This is a genomic window from Aeromonas sp. R4-3 (assembly GCF_040908275.1).
Classification (GTDB): Bacteria; Pseudomonadota; Gammaproteobacteria; order Enterobacterales; family Aeromonadaceae; genus Aeromonas; species Aeromonas rivipollensis.
Genome location: NZ_JBFODK010000019.1, coordinates 1 through 19449 on the forward strand (window position 1 = coordinate 1; position 19449 = coordinate 19449).

Annotated in this window: 13 protein-coding genes and 3 tRNA genes; 6 read left to right on the top strand and 10 right to left on the bottom strand. The window is 64.2% G+C overall.

Features of this window, described 5'->3' with window-relative positions; genetic code table 11:
• Window positions 1–260: 260 nt before the first annotated feature.
• From katG to AB5Y91_RS03365, 4 genes are all read right to left on the bottom strand, one after another.
• On the bottom strand, window positions 261–2438 hold the full coding sequence (katG, locus tag AB5Y91_RS03350) for a catalase/peroxidase HPI (protein WP_368169073.1): 2178 nt from the start codon (window positions 2436–2438) through the stop codon (window positions 261–263).
• Window positions 2439–3108: 670 nt separating this feature from the next.
• Window positions 3109–3184: transfer RNA gene (locus tag AB5Y91_RS03355), tRNA-His, on the bottom strand.
• 49 nt (window positions 3185–3233) lie between these two features.
• A tRNA-Arg gene (locus tag AB5Y91_RS03360) sits at window positions 3234–3310 on the bottom strand.
• A gap of 36 nt (window positions 3311–3346) precedes the next feature.
• Window positions 3347–3423, bottom strand: a tRNA-Pro gene (locus tag AB5Y91_RS03365).
• Between the two features lie 203 nt (window positions 3424–3626).
• On the opposite strand from AB5Y91_RS03365, the gene folD reads away from it, so the two are divergent.
• Window positions 3627–4484, top strand: coding sequence for a bifunctional methylenetetrahydrofolate dehydrogenase/methenyltetrahydrofolate cyclohydrolase FolD (gene folD, locus AB5Y91_RS03370; protein WP_005326697.1), 858 nt, complete (start codon window positions 3627–3629; stop codon window positions 4482–4484).
• Between the two features lie 117 nt (window positions 4485–4601).
• On the opposite strand, the gene AB5Y91_RS03375 is transcribed toward folD, so the two are convergent.
• From AB5Y91_RS03375 to AB5Y91_RS03385, 3 genes are all read right to left on the bottom strand, one after another.
• Complete coding sequence (locus tag AB5Y91_RS03375; RefSeq protein ID WP_368169074.1) at window positions 4602–5765, bottom strand: PLP-dependent aspartate aminotransferase family protein; 1164 nt, start codon at window positions 5763–5765, stop codon at window positions 4602–4604.
• A 126-nt stretch (window positions 5766–5891) separates the two neighbouring features.
• Window positions 5892–6920, bottom strand: a complete 1029-nt coding sequence (locus tag AB5Y91_RS03380; RefSeq protein ID WP_368169075.1) for an isopenicillin N synthase family dioxygenase — start codon at window positions 6918–6920, stop codon at window positions 5892–5894.
• 397 nt (window positions 6921–7317) lie between these two features.
• Complete coding sequence (locus tag AB5Y91_RS03385; RefSeq protein ID WP_303806570.1) at window positions 7318–7956, bottom strand: NAD(P)-dependent oxidoreductase; 639 nt, start codon at window positions 7954–7956, stop codon at window positions 7318–7320.
• Window positions 7957–8057: 101 nt separating this feature from the next.
• Here AB5Y91_RS03385 and AB5Y91_RS03390 point away from each other — a divergent pair, with 101 nt between their 5' ends.
• The gene (locus AB5Y91_RS03390; protein WP_368169076.1) at window positions 8058–8960 is read left to right on the top strand and encodes a LysR family transcriptional regulator; all 903 of its coding nucleotides are present in this window, start codon (window positions 8058–8060) and stop codon (window positions 8958–8960) included.
• A 60-nt stretch (window positions 8961–9020) separates the two neighbouring features.
• Here the strand turns inward: AB5Y91_RS03390 and AB5Y91_RS03395 are convergent, their stop codons facing one another.
• On the bottom strand, window positions 9021–9761 hold the full coding sequence (locus AB5Y91_RS03395; protein ID WP_111912918.1) for an SDR family oxidoreductase: 741 nt from the start codon (window positions 9759–9761) through the stop codon (window positions 9021–9023).
• Between the two features lie 267 nt (window positions 9762–10028).
• Between AB5Y91_RS03395 and AB5Y91_RS03400 the strand changes: the two genes are divergently transcribed.
• Complete coding sequence (locus tag AB5Y91_RS03400) at window positions 10029–10928, top strand: helix-turn-helix domain-containing protein (RefSeq protein WP_368169077.1); 900 nt, start codon at window positions 10029–10031, stop codon at window positions 10926–10928.
• A gap of 54 nt (window positions 10929–10982) precedes the next feature.
• Here the strand turns inward: AB5Y91_RS03400 and AB5Y91_RS03405 are convergent, their stop codons facing one another.
• Window positions 10983–12503: a diguanylate cyclase gene (locus AB5Y91_RS03405; protein ID WP_368169078.1), complete on the bottom strand. Its 1521-nt coding sequence runs from the start codon at window positions 12501–12503 to the stop codon at window positions 10983–10985.
• Window positions 12504–12925: 422 nt separating this feature from the next.
• Here AB5Y91_RS03405 and AB5Y91_RS03410 point away from each other — a divergent pair, with 422 nt between their 5' ends.
• Window positions 12926–15070, top strand: a complete 2145-nt coding sequence (locus AB5Y91_RS03410) for a TonB-dependent siderophore receptor (RefSeq protein ID WP_368169079.1) — start codon at window positions 12926–12928, stop codon at window positions 15068–15070.
• Between the two features lie 92 nt (window positions 15071–15162).
• Complete coding sequence (locus tag AB5Y91_RS03415) at window positions 15163–15912, top strand: siderophore ferric iron reductase (RefSeq protein ID WP_368169102.1); 750 nt, start codon at window positions 15163–15165, stop codon at window positions 15910–15912.
• A gap of 75 nt (window positions 15913–15987) precedes the next feature.
• On the opposite strand, the gene AB5Y91_RS03420 is transcribed toward AB5Y91_RS03415, so the two are convergent.
• A complete protein-coding gene (locus AB5Y91_RS03420; protein ID WP_368169080.1) occupies window positions 15988–16923 on the bottom strand; it encodes a LysR substrate-binding domain-containing protein in 936 nt (311 codons plus the stop codon).
• 161 nt (window positions 16924–17084) lie between these two features.
• Between AB5Y91_RS03420 and metE the strand changes: the two genes are divergently transcribed.
• Entirely contained in the window at window positions 17085–19364 is a 2280-nt protein-coding gene (gene metE, locus AB5Y91_RS03425; protein WP_368169081.1) for a 5-methyltetrahydropteroyltriglutamate--homocysteine S-methyltransferase, read from the top strand.
• Window positions 19365–19449: the final 85 nt, after the last annotated feature.

Below are 19449 nucleotides of genomic sequence, written 5' to 3' on the forward strand. Positions count from 1 at the left end.
CGTATCGAGGGTTCGAATCCCTCCCTCACCGCCAAATAAAGTAAAAGGGCCTGTCGCAAGACAGGCCCTTTTACTTTATCCGGTGATGGGCGGCTCGGTTCGAACCCTGGTTCGACAAGGGGGCATGATGGTCCGGTTAAATCCAGACCCGCCGGCAACATAAAAACCCGACCTTATGGTCGGGTTTTTGTCTTGTGGTGCCTGGTCATCTCTCACGCATTTCCCTTGAAGCAGGCCTGGCGGCATGCAGGGAGTGAGCGTCAGGCGAGATCGAAGCGATCCAGGTTCATCACCTTGGTCCAGGCCGCCACGAAGTCCTTCACGAACTTCTCTTTCCCGTCCGCACTGGCATACACCTCGGCCAGCGCCCGCAACTGGGAGTTAGAGCCGAACAGCAGATCGACGCGGGTGCCGGTCCACTTGACCTTGCCCGTCTTGCGATCACTCCCCTCGTAGATGCCCTTGGCTCCTGCCGCCGGTTTCCACTCAGTGCCCATGTCGAGCAGGTTGATGAAGAAGTCGTTGGAGAGGGTCCCAGGCGTTGCGGTAAACACCCCGTGGCAGTTGCCGGTGTTGGTGCCGAGCACGCGCATGCCACCGATCAGCACCGTCATCTCGGGGGCGCTGAGAGTCAGCAACTGGGCCTTGTCCACCAGCATGGCTTCCGAGAGCTCTGCGTAGTCACCGCCCAGATAGTTGCGAAAACCGTCGGCGAGGGGTTCGAGCACGGCAAAGGAGTCGACATCCGTCTGCGCCTGGGAGGCATCCATGCGACCCGGCGTGAAGGGCACAGTCACTGTGACCCCCGCCAGTTTGGCCGCCTGCTCGACGCCGACGCCGCCAGCCAGCACGATCAGATCGGCCAGGGATACCTGCTTGCCGCCAGTGGCCGAGGCGTTGAACCCCTGCTGGATGCCTTCTAGGGTCTTGAGCACCTTGGCCAGCTGTGCCGGTTGGTTTGCTGCCCACTCTTTTTGCGGTGCGAGCCGGATGCGCGCCCCGTTGGCGCCGCCCCGCTTGTCAGAGCCGCGGAAGGTGGCGGCAGAGGCCCAGGCGGTCGATGCCAGCTCGGCGACGGTCAGGGAGGCCGCGAGGATCTTCTCCTTGAGGGCGGCCAGGTCCTTGTCATCGACCAGGGGGTGATTGACGGCGGGGATGGGGTCTTGCCAGATCAGCTCCTCGCTGGGCACTTCCGGCCCCAGGTAGCGTGCGATGGGGCCCATGTCCCTGTGGGTCAGCTTGTACCAGGCGCGGGCAAAGGCATCGGCGAAGGCCTGGGGATCCTCGTAGAAGTGGCGGGAGATCTTGCCGAATTCTGGGTCAAAGCGCAGGGTCAGGTCGGTGGTCAGCATGGTCGGCTTGTGGAACTTGCCCGGGATATGCGCATCGGGGATGATCTCCGGTGCATCCTTGGCCACCCACTGTTTGGCGCCTGCCGGTGACTTGGTCAGCTCCCACTCGTACTTGAACAGGTTCTCGAAGAAGTTGTTGCTCCAAAGGGCCGGGGTCTTGGTCCAGGTCACCTCGAGACCGCTGGAGACGGTATCCTTGCCGTGGCCGCTGCCGTAGTCGCTCATCCAGCCCAGGCCCTGGGCTTCCAGGGGCGCGGCCTCCGGCTCGGGCCCCTTGTGGGACTCGGGGGCGGCGCCGTGGGCCTTGCCGAAGGTGTGGCCACCGGCAATGAGGGCGACCGTCTCTTCGTCATTCATGGCCATGCGGCCGAAGGTGGAGCGGATGTCTTTGGCCGCCTCCATGTAGTCGCCGCTGGCATTGGGGCCTTCGGGGTTGACGTAGATCAGCCCCATATGGGTTGCGCCAAAGGGCGCCGCGAGCTCGCGATCGCCCTTGACCCGATCGGGGTCGACCCCGAGCCAGGCGATTTCATCACCCCAGTTGACGTCCTGATCCGGCTCCCACACATCCGGGCGGCCGCCACCAAATCCGAAGGTTCTAAAGCCCATGGACTCCAGCGCGACGTTGCCGGCGAGGATCAGCAGATCGGCCCAGGAGATCTTGTTGCCGTACTTCTGCTTGATGGGCCAGAGCAGGCGGCGGGACTTGTCGATGTTGACGTTGTCGGGCCAGCTGTTGAGGGGGGCGAAGCGTTGCTGGCCACGACCGCCACCGCCACGGCCATCCGTGATGCGATAGGTGCCTGCGGCGTGCCAGGTCATGCGGATGAACTGGGGACCGTAGTGACCGAAGTCCGCCGGCCACCACTCCTGGGAGTCTGTCATCAGCTTGACCAGATCTTTCTTGAGTGCCTTGTAGTCGAGGCTGTTGAATGCCTCGGCATAGTTGAAATCTTTGTCCATGGGATCGGAGCTGGGGGAATGCTGGTGCAGCAGATCCAGCCGCAACTGATTCGGCCACCAATCACGATTGGTTCTGCCGACGCCGGCGGTGTGGTTGAAGGGGCATTTGCTTTCTTCACTCATCTCAGTCTCTCCTTGGAGGGCATGTACATTGCTGACAACTTAGTATGGGAAGATTTCCACTGCGCTGTGTGGGGTCATGGCAGGGGAGCTGTCTGCTGTTGTTCGGGTCCTTATCAATAACTCCTTTATTTTCAATTTATTGCGTTATTGTGCAGTGAACGGATTACGAAAAGATGAATCACGACCATCTAGTTTAACAATCTATTTACGTTCTGCCCGTCTTCCCCTGGTGTCAGGCGCGGCGGCCACGCGTGATAGTGCTGCCTGGGCGCAAGGGGTTGCTTGCCCTTGATGAGGGAAGCTGGCAAGGCATTTGTCTGGTTTTTATCCATATCACGGCCATCGGCATTTAAGCTTGCGCTGCATCATGGTGAGCAGGGATACAGCTGGGGGCCGTGGTGGCTCCGATCATTTCTGTGATCAGGCCGGGCGATGTGGCAACGCGGCGGGCTGGCGTGACGCTGACCGACCAGCAAAGAGACAAGCGTGAGGGAGCAGGGGGAACAACGAGAATATAAGAGGAAGCAGAGCGCTCGGGGCAGGCGGTGAGTCTGGAACGCAGGCACAAAAAAACCGGCGCAGGGCCGGTTTTGATGAGGGCATCAGATGCCCGGTTCATGGCAAGTCAGGCTTGCCCCTGTCGGCTTGACTCAGCACGAACAGGCAATAATGGGGTGGCTGATGGGGCTCGAACCCACGACAACCGGAATCACAATCCGGGACTCTACCAACTGAGCTACAGCCACCACTGAAATCTGCCTTCAATGCTCCTCTTCGAGGGAAGAGTCACATTAATGGCGCGCCCTGCAGGATTCGAACCTGCGACCCACGGCTTAGAAGGCCGTTGCTCTATCCGACTGAGCTAAGGGCGCTCTGTATCGAGCCGTCACAAGACGTCTCGATGAACCTGGTCGGTGATAAAGGATTCGAACCTTTGACCCTCTGGTCCCAAACCAGATGCGCTACCGGGCTGCGCTAATCACCGAAATCTCATCGTCCAGCATACCGGGGGCGGTATGACTGGGCAACGGGCGGGCATCATACCCAAGCGTCAAAGTCAGCGTCAATGACTTTTTCCGCCAGTAAATTCAAATGCCTACTTATTGCCCGCCAGGCGAGAGCCGCTAACACCCGCGCCAAAAAAATGCGACAATGCGCGGCAGTTGAACACATGGTGAGTGAAGAACGATGTCTGCCAAAATCATTGATGGAAAACAGGTTGCGCAAACGATTCGCAATCAGGTCGCCGAACAAGTCCAACAGCGGTTGGCACTGGGCAAGCGGGCACCGGGTCTGGCGGTGATCCTGGTAGGGCTGGATCCGGCGTCCCAGGTCTATGTGGGCAGCAAGCGTCGTGCCTGTGAAGAGGTGGGGTTTGTCTCCCGCTCCTATGATCTCAGCGCCAATGCGACCCAGGAAGAGTTGCTGGCCCTGATCGACCGGCTCAATGAGGATGCGGAGGTGGACGGCATTCTGGTGCAACTGCCCCTGCCGGCTCATTGCGACACTACCCAGGTGCTGGAGCGCATTCGTCCCGACAAGGACGTGGATGGTTTCCACCCCTACAACGTGGGTCGTCTGGCCCAGCGCATCCCGGCGCTGCGTCCCTGCACCCCCAAGGGGATCATGACCCTGATAGAGGCGACCGGCGTCAAGACCCACGGTCTGCATGCTGTGGTGGTCGGTGCCTCCAACATAGTCGGTCGCCCGATGACGCTGGAGCTGTTGCTGGCGGGTTGTACGACCACGACCTGCCATCGCTTCACCCAGGATCTGGAGGCCCAGGTGCGCCGTGCCGATCTGCTGGTGGTGGCGGTGGGCAAGCCGAACTTCATCCCGGGGGAGTGGGTCAAGCCCGGCGCCCTGGTGATCGACGTGGGGATCAACCGCCTGGCCGACGGCTCCCTGGTGGGGGACGTGGAGTTTGAAACGGCGCGCAATCATGCCGCCTTCATCACCCCTGTGCCCGGTGGCGTGGGACCCATGACGGTGGCCAGCCTGATGGAGAACACCCTGAGCGCCTGCCAGGATTATCACGACGCCTGAGCAGGGCCCCTTCCCGCACTAGGGAAGGGATGAGAGAAAGGGAAGGCCTGGCCTTCCCTTTTTTATTGCTGGTCGAACGTGATGCTCTGCCGAGGCGATTGGGCAGAGGCGGCCTTGTCAGATCAGGGCCAGCGCCGCCGCCAGATCGGCGATGAGATCATCGGCATCCTCCACCCCTATGCTGAAGCGGATGAGATCGTCGTTGACCCCGGCGGCGAGGCGGCTCGCCTCGTCCATGGCCGCGTGGGTGGTGCTGGCCGGATGGCAGGCCAGGCTCTCGAGATCCCCGAGGCTCACCGCCTGCACGAACAGCTGCAGGCTGTCGAGCAGGGTGGCGCAGAGGGCAAAGCCCCCTTCCAGCTCTATGCTCACCATGCCGCCAAAGCCGCTGGCGAAGGCGCCGAGGGCGTCGTGGCCCGGATGGCTGGCGAGGCCCGGGTAGATCACCTTCTTCACCGCCGGGTGGGCGGCGAGGAAGTCTGCCACCTTCTGGGCATTGTGCAGGTGGGCATCCATGCGCAGGGGCAGGGTCTTGACACCGCGCTGCAGCAGGTAGGCCTCCTGTGGCCCAATGGGGGAGCCTATGTGCTTGAGGGCCACGGTGCGCACCGACTTCATCAGCGCGTGGGAGCCCGCCACCACACCGGCGATGATGTCGCCGTGGCCGCCCAGGTACTTGGTGCCGCTGTGCATCACCAGATCGATGCCCAGCTCCAGCGGGCGCAGCAGATAGGGGGTGAGGAAGGTGTTGTCACAGACGCTGATGGCGCCGACCTTGCGGGCGGCTTCCACCACCACCCGGGGATCCACCACCTTGAGGGTGGGGTTGGTCAGGGTCTCGAACAGGATCACCTTGGTGGCGGGGCTGATGTTGGCCAGCAGATCCTGATCGCTGTCGTAACTTGTGATGGTGATGCCGGCCCGGCTGAAGGTCTGTTTCAAGAAAGCATCTGTGCCGCCGTACAGCGGGCCGACATAGGCCACTTCATCTCCGCTGCTGGCCAGGGCATAGAGGATGGCGCTCACCGCCGCCATGCCGCTCGCCACCACCAGCGCCTCGTCGGCGCCCTCGAGGGCCGCCAGTTTCAGCTCCAGCTCGGCGGTGGTGGGGTTGCCGAAGCGGCTGTAGATAAAGCCCGGGGCCTGGCCTGCGAACCGCTCCTTGCCCGCCTGGGCATTGACGTAGCTGAAGGTGCTGCTCTGGTAGAGTGGTGTGGTGAGGGCGCCGGTCTGGGGATCGATCCGCTGGCCGCTGTGCACGCTCATGGTCTTGAATTTCATTGTTTTGCTCCGTGATCGCCAGGCTATGGCGTTGTTGTTCTGGTGTGAAAATCGGTGGACGGGGCCGCGCCGGCGCCCCTCTCCTGTGGTCGGGATGGCAGCTTGTTGCCATCCCCCTTGATGGCGTCAGGCCGGTACCGGCTCCTGCGCTACCCTGTGTTGCTGAGCATAGTGGCGCGCCGCCACATCGGGATGGGAGCGCAGCCTGCCCTTGAGCACGTTCTCCCCCACCTGATAGAAGAGGGGGTTGGCGGGGTCGCTCTCTGGCCCTTGTGCCTGCGCCGCCAGCTCGGGGGAGAGGGTGAGCAGCGGCACTGTGGCATCGAGTCTCGCCGCCATGAAGAAGGCGCAGGAGAGACGCGAGACTCCGGGGGGCGGGCTCTGCACCCGGTGCAGGGTCGCCTTGAGGTAGCCGTTGGAGGCAAGCTCCAGCAGCTCGCCTATGTTGACCACCAGGGCGCCGGGCAGGGGCGGTGCGGAAATCCAGCCGTGCGCCGTCTCCACCTCTAGCCCCGAGTGATCGTCCTGCATCACCAGGGTCAGGTAGCCGGGATCCTTGTGGGCGCCGACCCCCTGGCCGCTGCCTCCCGCTTCCCGTCCCGGGTAGTGAATGAGCTTCATGTGCTGATAGGGGGCACCCTGGATGCTCTCGTCGAACACCCCGGCCGGTTGCTCCAGCACCTCGGCAAAGGCGGCGAGCAGGGTGAGGGTGATGTCGCTCAGCCGCTCCTGCCAGTCCAGCAGTTGCGTCTTCATCTCGGGCAGGGCGGTGGGCCACTGGTTGGGCCCTGTGAGCCGCTGCCAGGGTTTACCGGTCTGCGCCAGGGGGAGGGCCTGCTCCTCGTTCATGATGTCGAACTGCTCCCGCCTGTCCGGCCGCTCCCGGGTGAGCTCGGCCCCCACCAGGTTGTAGCCACGAAAGTGGGGGGAGTGCACCATCTGCACCGCCAGCTTCTCCTGCAGGGGCAGGGCGAAGAAGCGGGCCGCCAGCGCCAGGGTCTCCCGTTGCTCCGCTTCGCTCAGACCATGGCCTGTCAGATAGAAGAAGCCGATGTCGCGGGCTGCCCGGCCAAGCTTGGCCAGCATCAGGCGACGTTCCTCGGGGGGGCCATTGATCGCGGCATAGTCGATGATGGGCAGTGATGAATGTTCCATGTGCATCTCCTCACTTGCCGGATGTCGGGTGCAGTCCCGAGGCTCCGGTACAAAGACGGCGGTGTGGTTCGTGGCAGGAGTCGGGGTCTGTGGCTCACGATGGCACCATTTGGGTTGAGGGGGATGCTACTGTTCGGGGTTATAAGGTGGAAGCAACAAAATATTCTTAGTTATATACAAAAGTCGAAATAGAATTCGAGCCCTGTGGGGCAGCCTGTCGATTGCACGGAGAAAATGCGCCCCTGACGATCGCCTTGCCCATGCATCCGCCAGGGGCAGGGAAGGCGCAGTGCCCGTGGGAGGCGAATGAACAAAGGGGAGGCATCAGCCTCCCCTTTGTTGGTGGGGCGCAAGGAGCAAGGGCGAGCGCCCGCTCGGTGCGCACCGGTCAGTGTCTTCAGTAACCCAGGGTGAAGCGCTGGCGCAGGTGAGCCGGTTGTTCCGCTTCGTTGAGCACAGCGTTCGCCAGATCCCCGACCGTGATCCCGGCAGGCTTGTCGCCGCTAAAGAGCACCTGATCGCCCCCGAGACGATAGCCGCCGCGCTTCTCGCCGGGTTCGAGGAACACAGGCGGGGAGACGAAGCGCCAGTCGAGGGCGGCTTCGCGGCGCAGGGCGGTGAGACCGTCGCGGGCCGCAAGCGCCCCTTGCTTCCACTCGGCCGGGAAGTCCGGGGTATCCACCAGCTGCACGCCGGGGGCTATCTCCAGGCTGCCGGCACCGCCGACCACCAGCAACCAGCTGTGGGCGGCTTTGGCTGCCTCGACAATGGCGCTGGCGCCCTTGAGGTACTGATCATGGATATCAGGGGCACTCCAGCCCGGGTTGTAGGCGCTGATCACCCTGTCCTGCCCCTTGAGCACGTCGGCCAGCGCCTGCGGGTCCTGGGCATCTACCGCCACTGTGGTGATCTGCGGGTGGGGGGCGACTTTACTTGTGTCGCGCACTATGGCGGTGACGTGATGGCCACGGCTGACGGCCTCATCGAGGATGGCTGAACCGACAAAACCGCTGGCACCTATGAGGGCAATTTTCATGGAGACGTCTCCTTCACTGTGGGAATGAGGCTATCCTACGCCCCCGGATGTGATTTAATAATCACCTGTAAATTGCATTCACTTGTAAGCTGGATTTAATAATGGATCAGCTCAGACGTTACGCCATCTTCGCCGCCGTGGTGGAGGCGGGCACCATGACGGGGGCCGCCAAGGCCCTCGGCATGACCCCCTCCGCGGTCAGCCAGCATATAGGCCAGCTGGAGAGCCTGCTCGGCCTCACCCTGCTCCATCGCTCCACCCGCCGCCTCAGCCTGACCGAGGCGGGAGAGGTGGTGTGGCAGGGGTGCCAGTCCCTGCAACAGACCCTCAACCAGACCGAACTGCGCCTCTCGGAAGTGCGCGACAGCCTGCTCGGGGAGGTGCGGATCACCGCGCCCGTGGGCATGGCGGGCCAGCCGCTGGCGCTGGCCTTGTCACCCCTGTTGCAGGCCCATCCGGGCCTCTGCATCCAGATCATCGCCGACGACGAGAAGCGGGATCTCATTGCCGAGCGCATCGACGTGGCGCTGCGGGTCGGCACCCTGCCGGACTCCACCCTGGTGGCCCGCAAGCTGGGCCAGACCCGGATGCTGCTCTGCGCCGCCCCCGCCTACCTGGCGCGCAAGGGGACGCCGCGCACCCCCGCCGATCTGGCGACCCACGACTGGCTCAGTGGCGACATGCTGGGGAGCGGCTTGCTGCTCCTTGACGAGCGAGGGGGCGAGCACAGGGTGAGGTTCAAACCCAGGGTGCTCTGCAACAACGTCCTGCCCCTGCGCCAGTTTGCCCTGGCGGGGCAGGGGATCTCCCTGCAACCCGAGGGGGAGGTTGGCGAGGATCTCGCCCAGGGCCGCCTGCTGGAACTGCTGCCGGGCTTTCGGGTGCCGCCCATGGAGATCCACGCCATCACGCCGCAGCGGGAGATCCCGGAGAAGGTGCGGCGGGTGATCACCGCCCTGCGCAGCCATTTCGCCGAGCCAGGGGGGACGGTGCGTCCGCTGTAACGCTGGCCAATAAAGAGGGCAGCCCGTTGGCTGCCCCCTGTGGATCCCGCTTGTCCCGCGCTACTTCATATAGAGGCCGCCGTTGATGGCCAGGGTCTCCCCCGTGATATAGGCCCCCGCTTCGCTGGCGAGGAAGGCCACGGCGGCGGCTATCTCCTCCGGTTTGGCGAGGCGGCGCATGGGGATGTCGGCCTTGATGCTGTCGAGGATGTCGGAGCGGATCGCCGCCACCATGGGGGTGGCGGTGTAGCCGGGGGCGATGGCGTTGACCGTGACCCCGAAGCGGGCCCCTTCCGCCGCCAGCGCCTTGGTGAAGCCCAGCATGCCCGCCTTGGCCGCCGAGTAGTTAACCTGACCGAACTGTCCCTTCTGGCCGTTGACCGAGGAGATGTTGATGATGCGGGCATCGCGCTGCTCGCACATGGCGTCGAACAGCGGCTGGGTCACGTTGTAGAGGCTGCACAGGTTGGTGTGGATCACCTCGAACCACTGATCTGGCGCCATCCGCTTGAAGGCGCCATCCCGGGTGATGCCGGCGTTGTTGACCAGCACGTCCACCCGGCCCTCCTCCTGCAACAGGCGGCCCAGGGTCTCGCGGCACATGGCGGTGTCGGCCACGTCCAGCGCCAGCAGCCGCACCTGATCCTGGTGATAGCCCTGCTCTGCGTACCAGTCGTGGGCCGCCGCACTGTTGACGCTGGAGTGAGTGGCGATGATGCGATACCCCTGGGCCAGCAAGGCGGTGGTGATGGCGGATCCGATGCCGCCGCGGGCTCCGGTGATCAAGGCAATCTTCTTCATCTTGGCTCTCCCTGCATATCACGAGTTGAACTGTGCCCCTGGGGGCAATTGACAACATTGTTTGCAAACAATGTGGCAGGGAAAGGCGTCACTTTTGTGACAAGGGGGCGCCTGGGGGAGGGCTCTTGCGAGAGGGAGCCGGGCCGCCACCGGCCAGGCGCCGGGGTTGCCGGGGCCGCAGAAGGCTTGCCCCCGGCACGGCGGCCATGTTTAATGTGGTCACTTGGGCGACTGCGCCCCTTCGCCGGCACAGAGCCCGACCACAGCATGACAAGCTCCCTCGCTTTCCCAGACCCGGCGCCACGGACGCGCCCCCATTTCACCCGCATCGAGCGGGTGCTCGACTACATTCACGCCCACCTGGATCAGCCCCTGTCGCTGGAGCAGCTGGCCGAGCAGAGCTGCTGGTCGCGCTGGCAGTTGCAGCGGGTCTTCTTGCACGAGACCGGCCAGACGGTGGCCCACTATGTGCGCGAGTTGAAGCTGAGCCTGGCGGCGGAGGCGCTGCTCTCGAGCCGTCAGCGGGTGCTGGATCTGGCGCTGAATCACGGTTTTGGCTCGGAAGTCAGCTTCAGCCGGGCCTTCAAGCAGCACTTTGGCTGCTCCCCCCTGGCCTATCGCAAGCGGGGCCTGCGGCTGGGGCTACGTACCCCCCTGGTACGGGTCCCCATGCCCCTGGCCAGTCCCCCCAGACTGGTGCAGGTGCGGGTGGAGAGCCGGCCTGGGTTCACCCTGCACGGCGTCAGGGGGGAGATCCGGGGCCTCTTTGCGAAGGCGCCCGATTTTCAGCAGACGGTGCCCGCCATCTGGGGCGCCTGGCGCGAGGCGGGGGGACGCCTGTCCTCCAGCGAGCTGCTGGGGGTGGTGGACGTGTCGGGGGCGGGGGAGCGGCTGCCTTACTGGGCCGGGGTGGCGGCAGAGGAGGGGAGTGAGCCCGGCCTCGGGCTGGCGCGCCTCAGGGTGCCGGCACAGGAGTATGCGGTGCTCAGCCACCTGGGTCCCATCGATACGCTTGGGCAGTGCCTCAACTGGTTCATCCTGCACTGGCTGCCCTCTTCCAGCTATCGCGGGCTGGATGGCTTCGAGCTGGAGCGCTATGCCCCGGGCTTTGACGGCCAGCAGCCCGATGCCTCCATGGAGTACTGGCTACCCATAGCGCCCCGCTAGGCTCGGCAACGGGGCCTTTCATCCTGCCCGTATGACGCCAGATGGCCAGCCCCGTCAGTTTGCCGGGTGAACCCGGTTCTTGCCCGCCTCCTTGGCCTGATAGAGTGCCCGATCGACCCTTGCTATCAGCTGTGCGGCCGATTCATGGCGCCACAGCCCCAGCCCCGCCGAGAAGGTCACCACCAGTCCGGCCTCTCGCCATTGACGCTGCAGGACTCGCAGGCGCCAGCGCCCCAGCAGGGCCAGTGCCTGGGTCTCGTCTTCCCCCGGGATCAGGATGGCCAGCTCCTCCCCGCCGTACCGGTAGAGCCTGGCCAGGCCGTCGGCCACCGTCACCCCTTCCTGCGCCACGGCCTGGAGGACGCTGTCGCCCACCAGGTGCCCCAGCTGGTCGTTGATGGACTTGAAGTTGTCCAGATCTATCATGCCGAGGGAGAAGGGGCCGCCATCAGCCAGATGGCTGGCCAGATCCTGATCGAAGCTGCGGCGATTGAAGAGGCCGGTCAGGGCATCCGTGTTGGAGGCGGCGACGGCCTCCTGCATCTGGTGATGGGCGCTTTGGATCTCCTGGCGCAGCAGCTCTCCGGGCTTGCTCATGTCGATGCGGCCGACGCGCATCAGGGCGATGATCTCGACGATCATCTTGTTGATGGCATGGCGCAGTGAGCCCCAGCAGAGCAGGCAGATCAGCAGGCAGCCCGCCACGGCGATCTGCAACTGATAGGATTCGCTGTGGCTGGCCTCCTTGAACTCGGCGTCGCTGACGGTGTAGATGGCGAACCAGTCCGGGTTGGAGAAGGCGTAGTAGTAGACATGGGTCTGGTGCTCGGCGTCATAGAGATGGTCGGCCCCGTTGGTCATCTGTGCGATGAGCCGTGGCGCCAGCTGGCGGTGAAACAGGTTGCCCACATTGGCGTGCAGCAGGGTGTCGCCGGTACGGGCGATGAGATAGAACTCCCCCTTGAGGGGGCTCTTGAGCAGGCGCAGGGGATGGCTCATCTGCTCGAGATCGAGCTCCATGGCCAGGGTGCCGAGGGGAAAGCCCTCCCTGTCGACGATGGGCCGGGAGACGGAAATGGTCCGCTGCTGGTCAATCCTGCTGGCGTAGTGGTCCGTGTAGCTGACGAAGAGGGGGCGGGAGGTAGCGGATTTGAACCAGGGCCGCTCCCTGGCATCAAAGTCCGCCTCGACCGGCAGGTGGGGGACAGAGTTGAAATGCCCCTGCTGATCGGCGACCAGGATGCTTTTCACATAGGGGGTGAGGGACAACGTTTGCATCAGGGTCATGCGAAGGGGGGCGTGCCCGTTACCGAGGAAGGCCTGCAGGGCGGGCTTGTCAATAAAGCTGCCGGTCTCGTTGAGGACGTGCTCCAGCGGCTTGAATTGCAACGCGATGAACTGGGTCGCCATGTTGTGCACGAACATGGCGGCCACCTTGTGATACTTCACCTCGGCCGCACGCTGGATGCTGCAGCTGACCCCCACCAGGGCGGTGAGCAGGGTCAGCACTATCACGGCGAAGGAGACGTGGAGCTGGGTGTGACAGTGCAGATCTTTCTTGATGATGTCATTCATTGGCGTGATCGTTTGGCCTCGTATCGTCTCAAACAGGACTGATAAAAGGGGCCGCATACTATCGCCATCCCTGTCGGCAGGGCTTGACCCGGATCAAGGGTGTGGATGAAAAAAGAGCAAAAACTCTAAAACGAAGGTCGGATGCGAGGGCTGATCCGGCCCGGTTCGGCCAGCAGGGCAGGGGGCCTTGAGGCCACCCCGGCGAAAGCGCATCCAGACCAGCCCCAGGCCGCATCCTCTCCATTTGGCTTCCCCTGCACTCTATTTCACTCGTCACGAAGTCAGATGGCGCCCTTCTCTCCCCCTTTCTTTGTCACTGACCCGCCAACATGCCCCAAATTGTTAATTCCGGGGCAAATTAGAACAATAAAATGCAAATGATATTTGTTACTATTCACATGCAGTAGGCAGTCGAGGATCAGATGCAACTTGTTCACCCCCCATTGACCGTGGTCGCCGCGACCATCTCCACCCTGTTGGCAGGCTCTGTGCTGGCCGCCGCGCCCAGCAGCCAGGACGCGGCGCTGGCCGACGAGACCTTGACGGTGCTGGGTCAGACCTATCGCAACACCGCGACCAAGACCCGGCTCGATCCCATAGAGACGCCCCAGGCCATCTCGGTAGTGGAGAGCGAGACCCTGGAACAGCGTGGCGTGAGCTCGGTGAGCGAGGCGCTGCGCTACGTGCCCGGGGTCAATACCGAGCTGCGCGGCGGGGCGGTCAACCGGCTGGATCTGTTCAACATCCGCGGCTTTGACAACTACCAGAACTTCTATGACGGCCTCTTGCTGCAATACAACGAATGGAACCTGCAACCCCAGATAGATCCCGTGGCCATAGAGCAGCTGGAGGTGTTCAAGGGGCCGACCTCGGTGCTCTATGGCAGCATGCCGCCCGGCGGCATGGTCAACCTCATTGCCAAGCGCCCCCAGCGTGAAGCCAAGCACAGCGTCAGCCTGGCGACGGGGACAGGTACTCTCAAGGAGATGACCCTCGACAGCACAGGGGCCATCAACGATCAGCTCGCCTACCGTGTGGTGGGGCTGGCCCGCCAGAAAGAGGGCCAGGCGGTGACCTCCGAAGAGGAGCGCTACGTCTTTGCACCCTCCCTGGACTGGCAGCTCGGCGAGCGCACCCTGCTGAACCTCAACCTCTACTACCAGAAAGACCCGGAGGCGGGCATCTACACCACTGTACCCGCCAGCGGCTCGGTCAAGAGCAACCCCCTGGGGCAGCTTGGCAGCGATAGCTTCCTCGGCGACCAGAACTGGAACGAGTACAACCGGGATGTGACCCTGCTCGGCTACAAGCTGAGCCACGACTTCAGCGACAACTGGCAGGTGCTGCAAAACGCCCGCTACATGGACGCCTCCGCCTATCAGCGCAACACCTACAACGCGGCGCTGGCGGCGGACAACCGCACCCTGGCCCGCAACGCTTATTTGACCGACGAGCATTCCAAAGGGTTCGTCATCGACAACCAGCTGGCGGGCAAGGTGATGACGGGGCCGGCCCAGCACAACCTGTTGCTCGGGGTCGACTATCAATATCTGGACGCGCGTATCCTCTATCAGGACACCCTCGACTACTCTGCCCCCGCCATCGACATCTTCAACCCGGACCACAACCAGATCCGGCCGGATGCCCTGGCCTTCTCCTATGAGGATCGCAAGACCATCCGTCAGTCCCAGACCGGCGTCTATCTGCAGGATCAGGTGCGTCTGGACCGGCTGGTGGCCATAGGCGGCGCCCGCTACGACAGCTACCGGATGGACACCGACAGCCGCGGTCTCTACCTGGGGGCCGCCAGCCAGTCCCTGGCCCAGATCGATCAGGACAACCTCTCCTTCCGCCTCGGCGCCCTCTACGAGCTGGACTACGGCTTGTCACCCTATGTGAGCTATGCCGAGAGCTTCGAGCCGGTGCCGGGGGCGGACAAGAGCGGCAAGGCGTTCGATCCCTCTACTGGCCACCAGTGGGAGGGGGGGCTCAAGTTCCTCTCCGAGGACATGAGCAAGACCTTCACCGTCGCCGCCTTCCATATCACCAAGGAGAACGCCCTGGTGACGGATCCGGACAACGTCTACGGGCCCAAGCTGCAGACCGGCGAAATCGTCTCCAAGGGGATAGAGCTGGAAGGGCGCGCCGATCTCACCAGCCGGCTGGATCTGGCGCTGAGCTATACCCGCCAGGACATGGAGATCACCCGCGACACCACAGACTTGCAGGGCAAGACCCCGGTCTGGGTGCCCAGGCAGATGGCCTCCTTGTGGAGCAACTACCAGGCGGGCGGCAGCCTGGAGGGGATGCGGGTCGGCGCCGGCCTGCGCTACGTGGGGGAGGCCCAGCTCGATGCCGCCAACACCGACACAGTGCCGGATTATCTGCTGATGGACATGTCCGCCTCCTATGATCTCGCCGCCCTCAGCGCGAGCCTGAAGGGGGTGGGGGCATCCCTTAGCGCCAGCAACCTGCTTAACAAGACCTACTACTCCTGCTACGACCAGAACAACTGCTGGTTCGGGGCTGAGCGCAATGTGGAGGCTCGACTCAAATACGTATTCTGACCTTGCGCCCCGGACCTGCGCCGGGGCATGCCCTCTCTGCGGGGCCCGATGGCCGCCAGCACGCCCTGCCTCGCGGCCTCGGCACTCTGGCGGTGCACAGCCAGCATACCCTGCTGGCGGATCACGACGCCCTGTTTGCGGCGGCGGCCGGGCTCATCCCCTCCCTCAAGGGACGGCTGGCGGGAGAGTCCCCCGCTCTGCTGATGGCGTCCCCTCATGGCGCCCCGAGTGACGTCGCGGCTGCCCTGCATGGCCACTGGCAGCAGGCGTACCCTGAGGCGGGGGCGGCCTACTGGTTGACCCGCAGCTGGGGCATGCTCTGCTGGCAGTCCATCTACCTCGCCATGGTGGCCGTCTATCGGGTGGGGGCCGTGCCCGCTCTGGATCGGATGGGGCAGAGCTATCAGGAGGGGCTGGTGTCCGGCTTCAGCCTGCCGGCGGAGCCCATGATCAAGGGGGAGGTAAAGAGCCTGATCAAGACGGCGGGTGAGCGGTTGCAGGCCCACTGGCAGGAGTTGTTCGTGTTGCTTGGGGAGGTGCAGCGGCTGCGCCCCGGCTTCGTGCGCCCGCTCCTGTCGGACGATCTGCTGGCGGCCCTGGTGCGGGTACCGGATTTTTTCGGGGAGATAAGCCCAGAGGTGGTCCAAGCCCATGCGCCGCTCTGGCTCGCCGCCTGCGGCCTGCCCGCCGGGCATCTGGCGGGCTGGCGCCCGGCCTCGCTCCCCCGGGATGAGGCCTTCCCTGGCTATGTGCGCCAGCGCTGCTGCCTGCACTACAGGCGAGGGGATGGGGAGCTTTGTGGCAACTGCCCGAGACGGCAGGGAGCCGCCAGCTGCGACTAGGGATCCTGAGGCGCCTGAGAGCAGGCACATCGAGCTGCGTGAGCGCCGCCCCCAGGGGCGGCTTTTTCATGCCCTTTACTGCTCGGCCATCTGGCTGCGAATGCGCTCGAACAGGCTCTGCAGGCAGGGCTGATCCCGATCAGCGGCCCGCACGGCCCCGTACATATGGCGGCGGATCCCGCTGCCCAGGGGGCGCGCCTCGAGCAAGCCCTGGCGCACGAACTCCTCGCTGGCCCAGCGCGGCAGGGCGGCGACACCAAGTCCCGCGGCGGCCATCTGCAGCATGACCGAGGTGTTGTCCACCGGCTTGCAGCGGGCGGGCTCCACCCCGGCGGGTTGCAGGAAGCGGCGGAACACGTCCATCCGGGCCCGCTCCACCGGGTAGACCAGCAGCACCTCCTGCTTGAGATCCTCAGGGGCTATCTTGGCCTGGTGACAGAGGGAGTGGTCCGGCGCCATCACCAGGGTGAGATCGAAGGCGAACAGGGGCTCGAAGTGGAGATCCCCGCGGGCCTGCACGTCCGAGGTGAGCAGCAAGTCGAGCTGGCCGCCGAGCAGGGCGCTGATGGCATCGAAGCCGGGTACCGACTCCACCTCGAGCGCCACCCCGGGCCACTGGCGGCGAAAGCCCGGCAACAGCGGCAGCAGCCACTGGATGCAGCTGTGGCAATCCAGCGCCAGGTGCAGCCTGCCCGCATCGCCGCTGTGCAGGGCCAGCAGCTGGCGCTCGGTCTGGGCCAGGGCGGGCAGCACCTGACGGGCCAGGGCCAGCAGATGCTGGCCGGCTGCCGTCAATACCAGGGGGCGGCTTTTGCGCAGATAAAGCTCCAGATTGAGGCGGGTCTCCAGCTCTTTCAACTGGTGGGAGAGGGCTGACTGGGTGAGGTTGAGGCAGAGGGCCGCCCCCGCCAGTGAACCCTGCTCGGCCAGGGCGCTGATGGTCTTCAGGTGCTTGAGATCGATGCCCGCGTTGGTGTTCTGATGGCTGGTCGACTGGTTGGGCACACCCATGGCACTGCTCCTTTGTGCGTCAGTTGAGGATTTCTTGAGAGCCAGTTGAAGAGGATTCAATAGCCAAGGCCACCTTATCTCGTCACTCTAGATGTGTAAACATCTGGATGGCTAAATCATCCAGTTTCTCATCAGATGAATGAGCATAAGGAATTGGACCTATGACACGAGCACACACCCTGGGCTTCCCCCGTATCGGCGCCAAGCGCGAGTTGAAATTTGCCCTGGAATCCTACTGGCGCGGCGAGACCACCCAGGCCGAGCTGGTCGCCGTGGGCAAGAGCCTGCGGGAGCGCCACTGGCAGGCGCAGCGTACCGCCGGGGTCAACCTGCTGCCGGTGGGGGATTTTGCCTGGTACGATCAGGTGCTCGGTACCAGCCTGCTGGTGGACGCCGTGCCTGCCCGTCACCGCCATGTTGTCGATGGTAAGAGCGACACCGATCTCGACACCCTGTTCCGGGTGGCCCGTGGCCGTGCGCCCACAGGCCCGGCGGCTGCCGCCGCCGAGATGACCAAGTGGTTCAACACCAACTATCACTACCTGGTGCCCGAGTTCAGCCGCGACCAGCGCTTCAAGCTGGGCTGGAGCCAACTCTTTGAAGAGGTGGAAGAGGCCAAGGCGCTGGGGCTGCCGGTCAAGGCGGTACTGCTGGGGCCAGTCTCCTACCTCTGGCTTGGCAAGGAGAAAGAGAGCGGCTTCTCCCGCCTCGAGCTGCTCGACCGCCTGCTGATCGTCTATCAGGAGATCCTGGCCAAGCTCGCCGCCCAAGGGGTGGAGTGGGTGCAGATCGACGAGCCGGCCCTGGCGCTGGACCTGCCGGACGAGTGGCGCCTGGCCTACCTCAACGCCTATGAGCGCCTGAGCGGTCCCTGCAAGCTGCTGCTCACCACCTATTTCGGCTCGGTAGCCCATCAGCGCGACATCATCACCAGCCTTAAGGTGGATGGCCTGCACCTGGATCTGGTGGCGGCGCCCGAGCAGCTGGAGACCCTGGTCCCGCACTTGCCGGCCCAGTGGGTGCTTTCCGCTGGCGTCATCAACGGTCGCAACGTCTGGCGTGCCAACCTGGGCAAGCTGGCGCCGACCCTGAAAGCATTGAAAGCCAAGCTCGGTGAGCGGCTCTGGGTGGCCTCTTCCTGCTCCCTGCTGCACAGCCCGGTGGACTTGACCCTGGAGCACGAGCTGGATCCCCAGACCCGCAGCTGGTTCGCCTTCGCCCTGCAAAAGTGCTACGAGCTGGGGCTGCTCTCCGACTACCTGGACGGAGGGGATCTGGACAAGATCAGCGCCTACAGCCAGCCCATCGTCGATCGGGAGTCCGACAGCCGGGTCCACAAGCGCGCGGTGCAGTCCCGTCTGGCCAGCCTCACCAACAGCGATTTTGACCGCCAAAGCGCCTATCCGGTACGCGCCGAGGCCCAGCGCATTGATCTCAAGCTGCCGCTCTTGCCCACCACTACCATAGGCTCCTTCCCGCAGACCTCCGACATCCGGTTGCTGCGCCAGGAGTGGCGGGCCGGTCGCATCGACGACGCAGCTTACGAGGCGGGCATTCAGGCCCAGATCAAGGATGCCATCGCGCGTCAGGAAGCAATCGGGCTGGACGTGCTGGTGCACGGCGAGGCCGAGCGCAACGACATGGTGGAGTATTTCGGCGAACTGCTGGACGGCTTTGCCATCACCCGCTTCGGCTGGGTGCAGAGCTATGGCTCCCGCTGCGTCAAGCCGCCGGTGATCACCCGGGATATTGACCGCCCGACCCCCATGACGCTGGCGTGGACCAAGTTCGCCCAGAGTCTGACCGACAAGCCGGTCAAGGGGATGCTGACCGGGCCGGTGACCATACTCTGCTGGTCCTTCCCCCGGGAAGACGTGAGCCGCGAGCAGTCCGCCCTGCAAATTGGCCTGGCCATTCGCGACGAGGTGGCAGATCTCGAAGCCGCCGGCATCAAGATCATCCAGATCGACGAACCGGCCATCCGCGAAGGGCTGCCCCTGCGCAAGCAGGATCATCAGGCTTACCTGGATTGGGCGGTGCGCGCCTTCCGCCTGAGCGCCAGCCCAGTGGTGGACAGCACCCAGATCCACACCCACATGTGTTACAGCGACTTCAACCTCATCATAGAGGCGGTGGCGGCGCTGGACGCGGACGTCATCACCATAGAGACCAGCCGCAGCCAGATGCAGTTGCTCGAGGCGTTCGAGCGCTTCAACTACCCCAACGAGATCGGGCCGGGCGTCTACGACATCCACTCCCCGAACGTGCCGAGCCAGGGCTGGATTGAGGATCTGATCCGCAAGGCGGCCAGACAGATCCCGGCCGAGCGGCTCTGGGTCAACCCGGACTGCGGCCTCAAGACCCGCGGCTGGGAAGAGACCACGGCTGCCCTCAAGGTGATGGTCGATGCGACCCGGGCGCTGCGAGCCGAACTGGCCTGAGCAGGCTCTTACCGCTCGGCAGACAACGCAAGAGCACTGAGATAACGGCAGAGGGAAGGCGCAGGCCTTCCCTCTTTTTTGCATG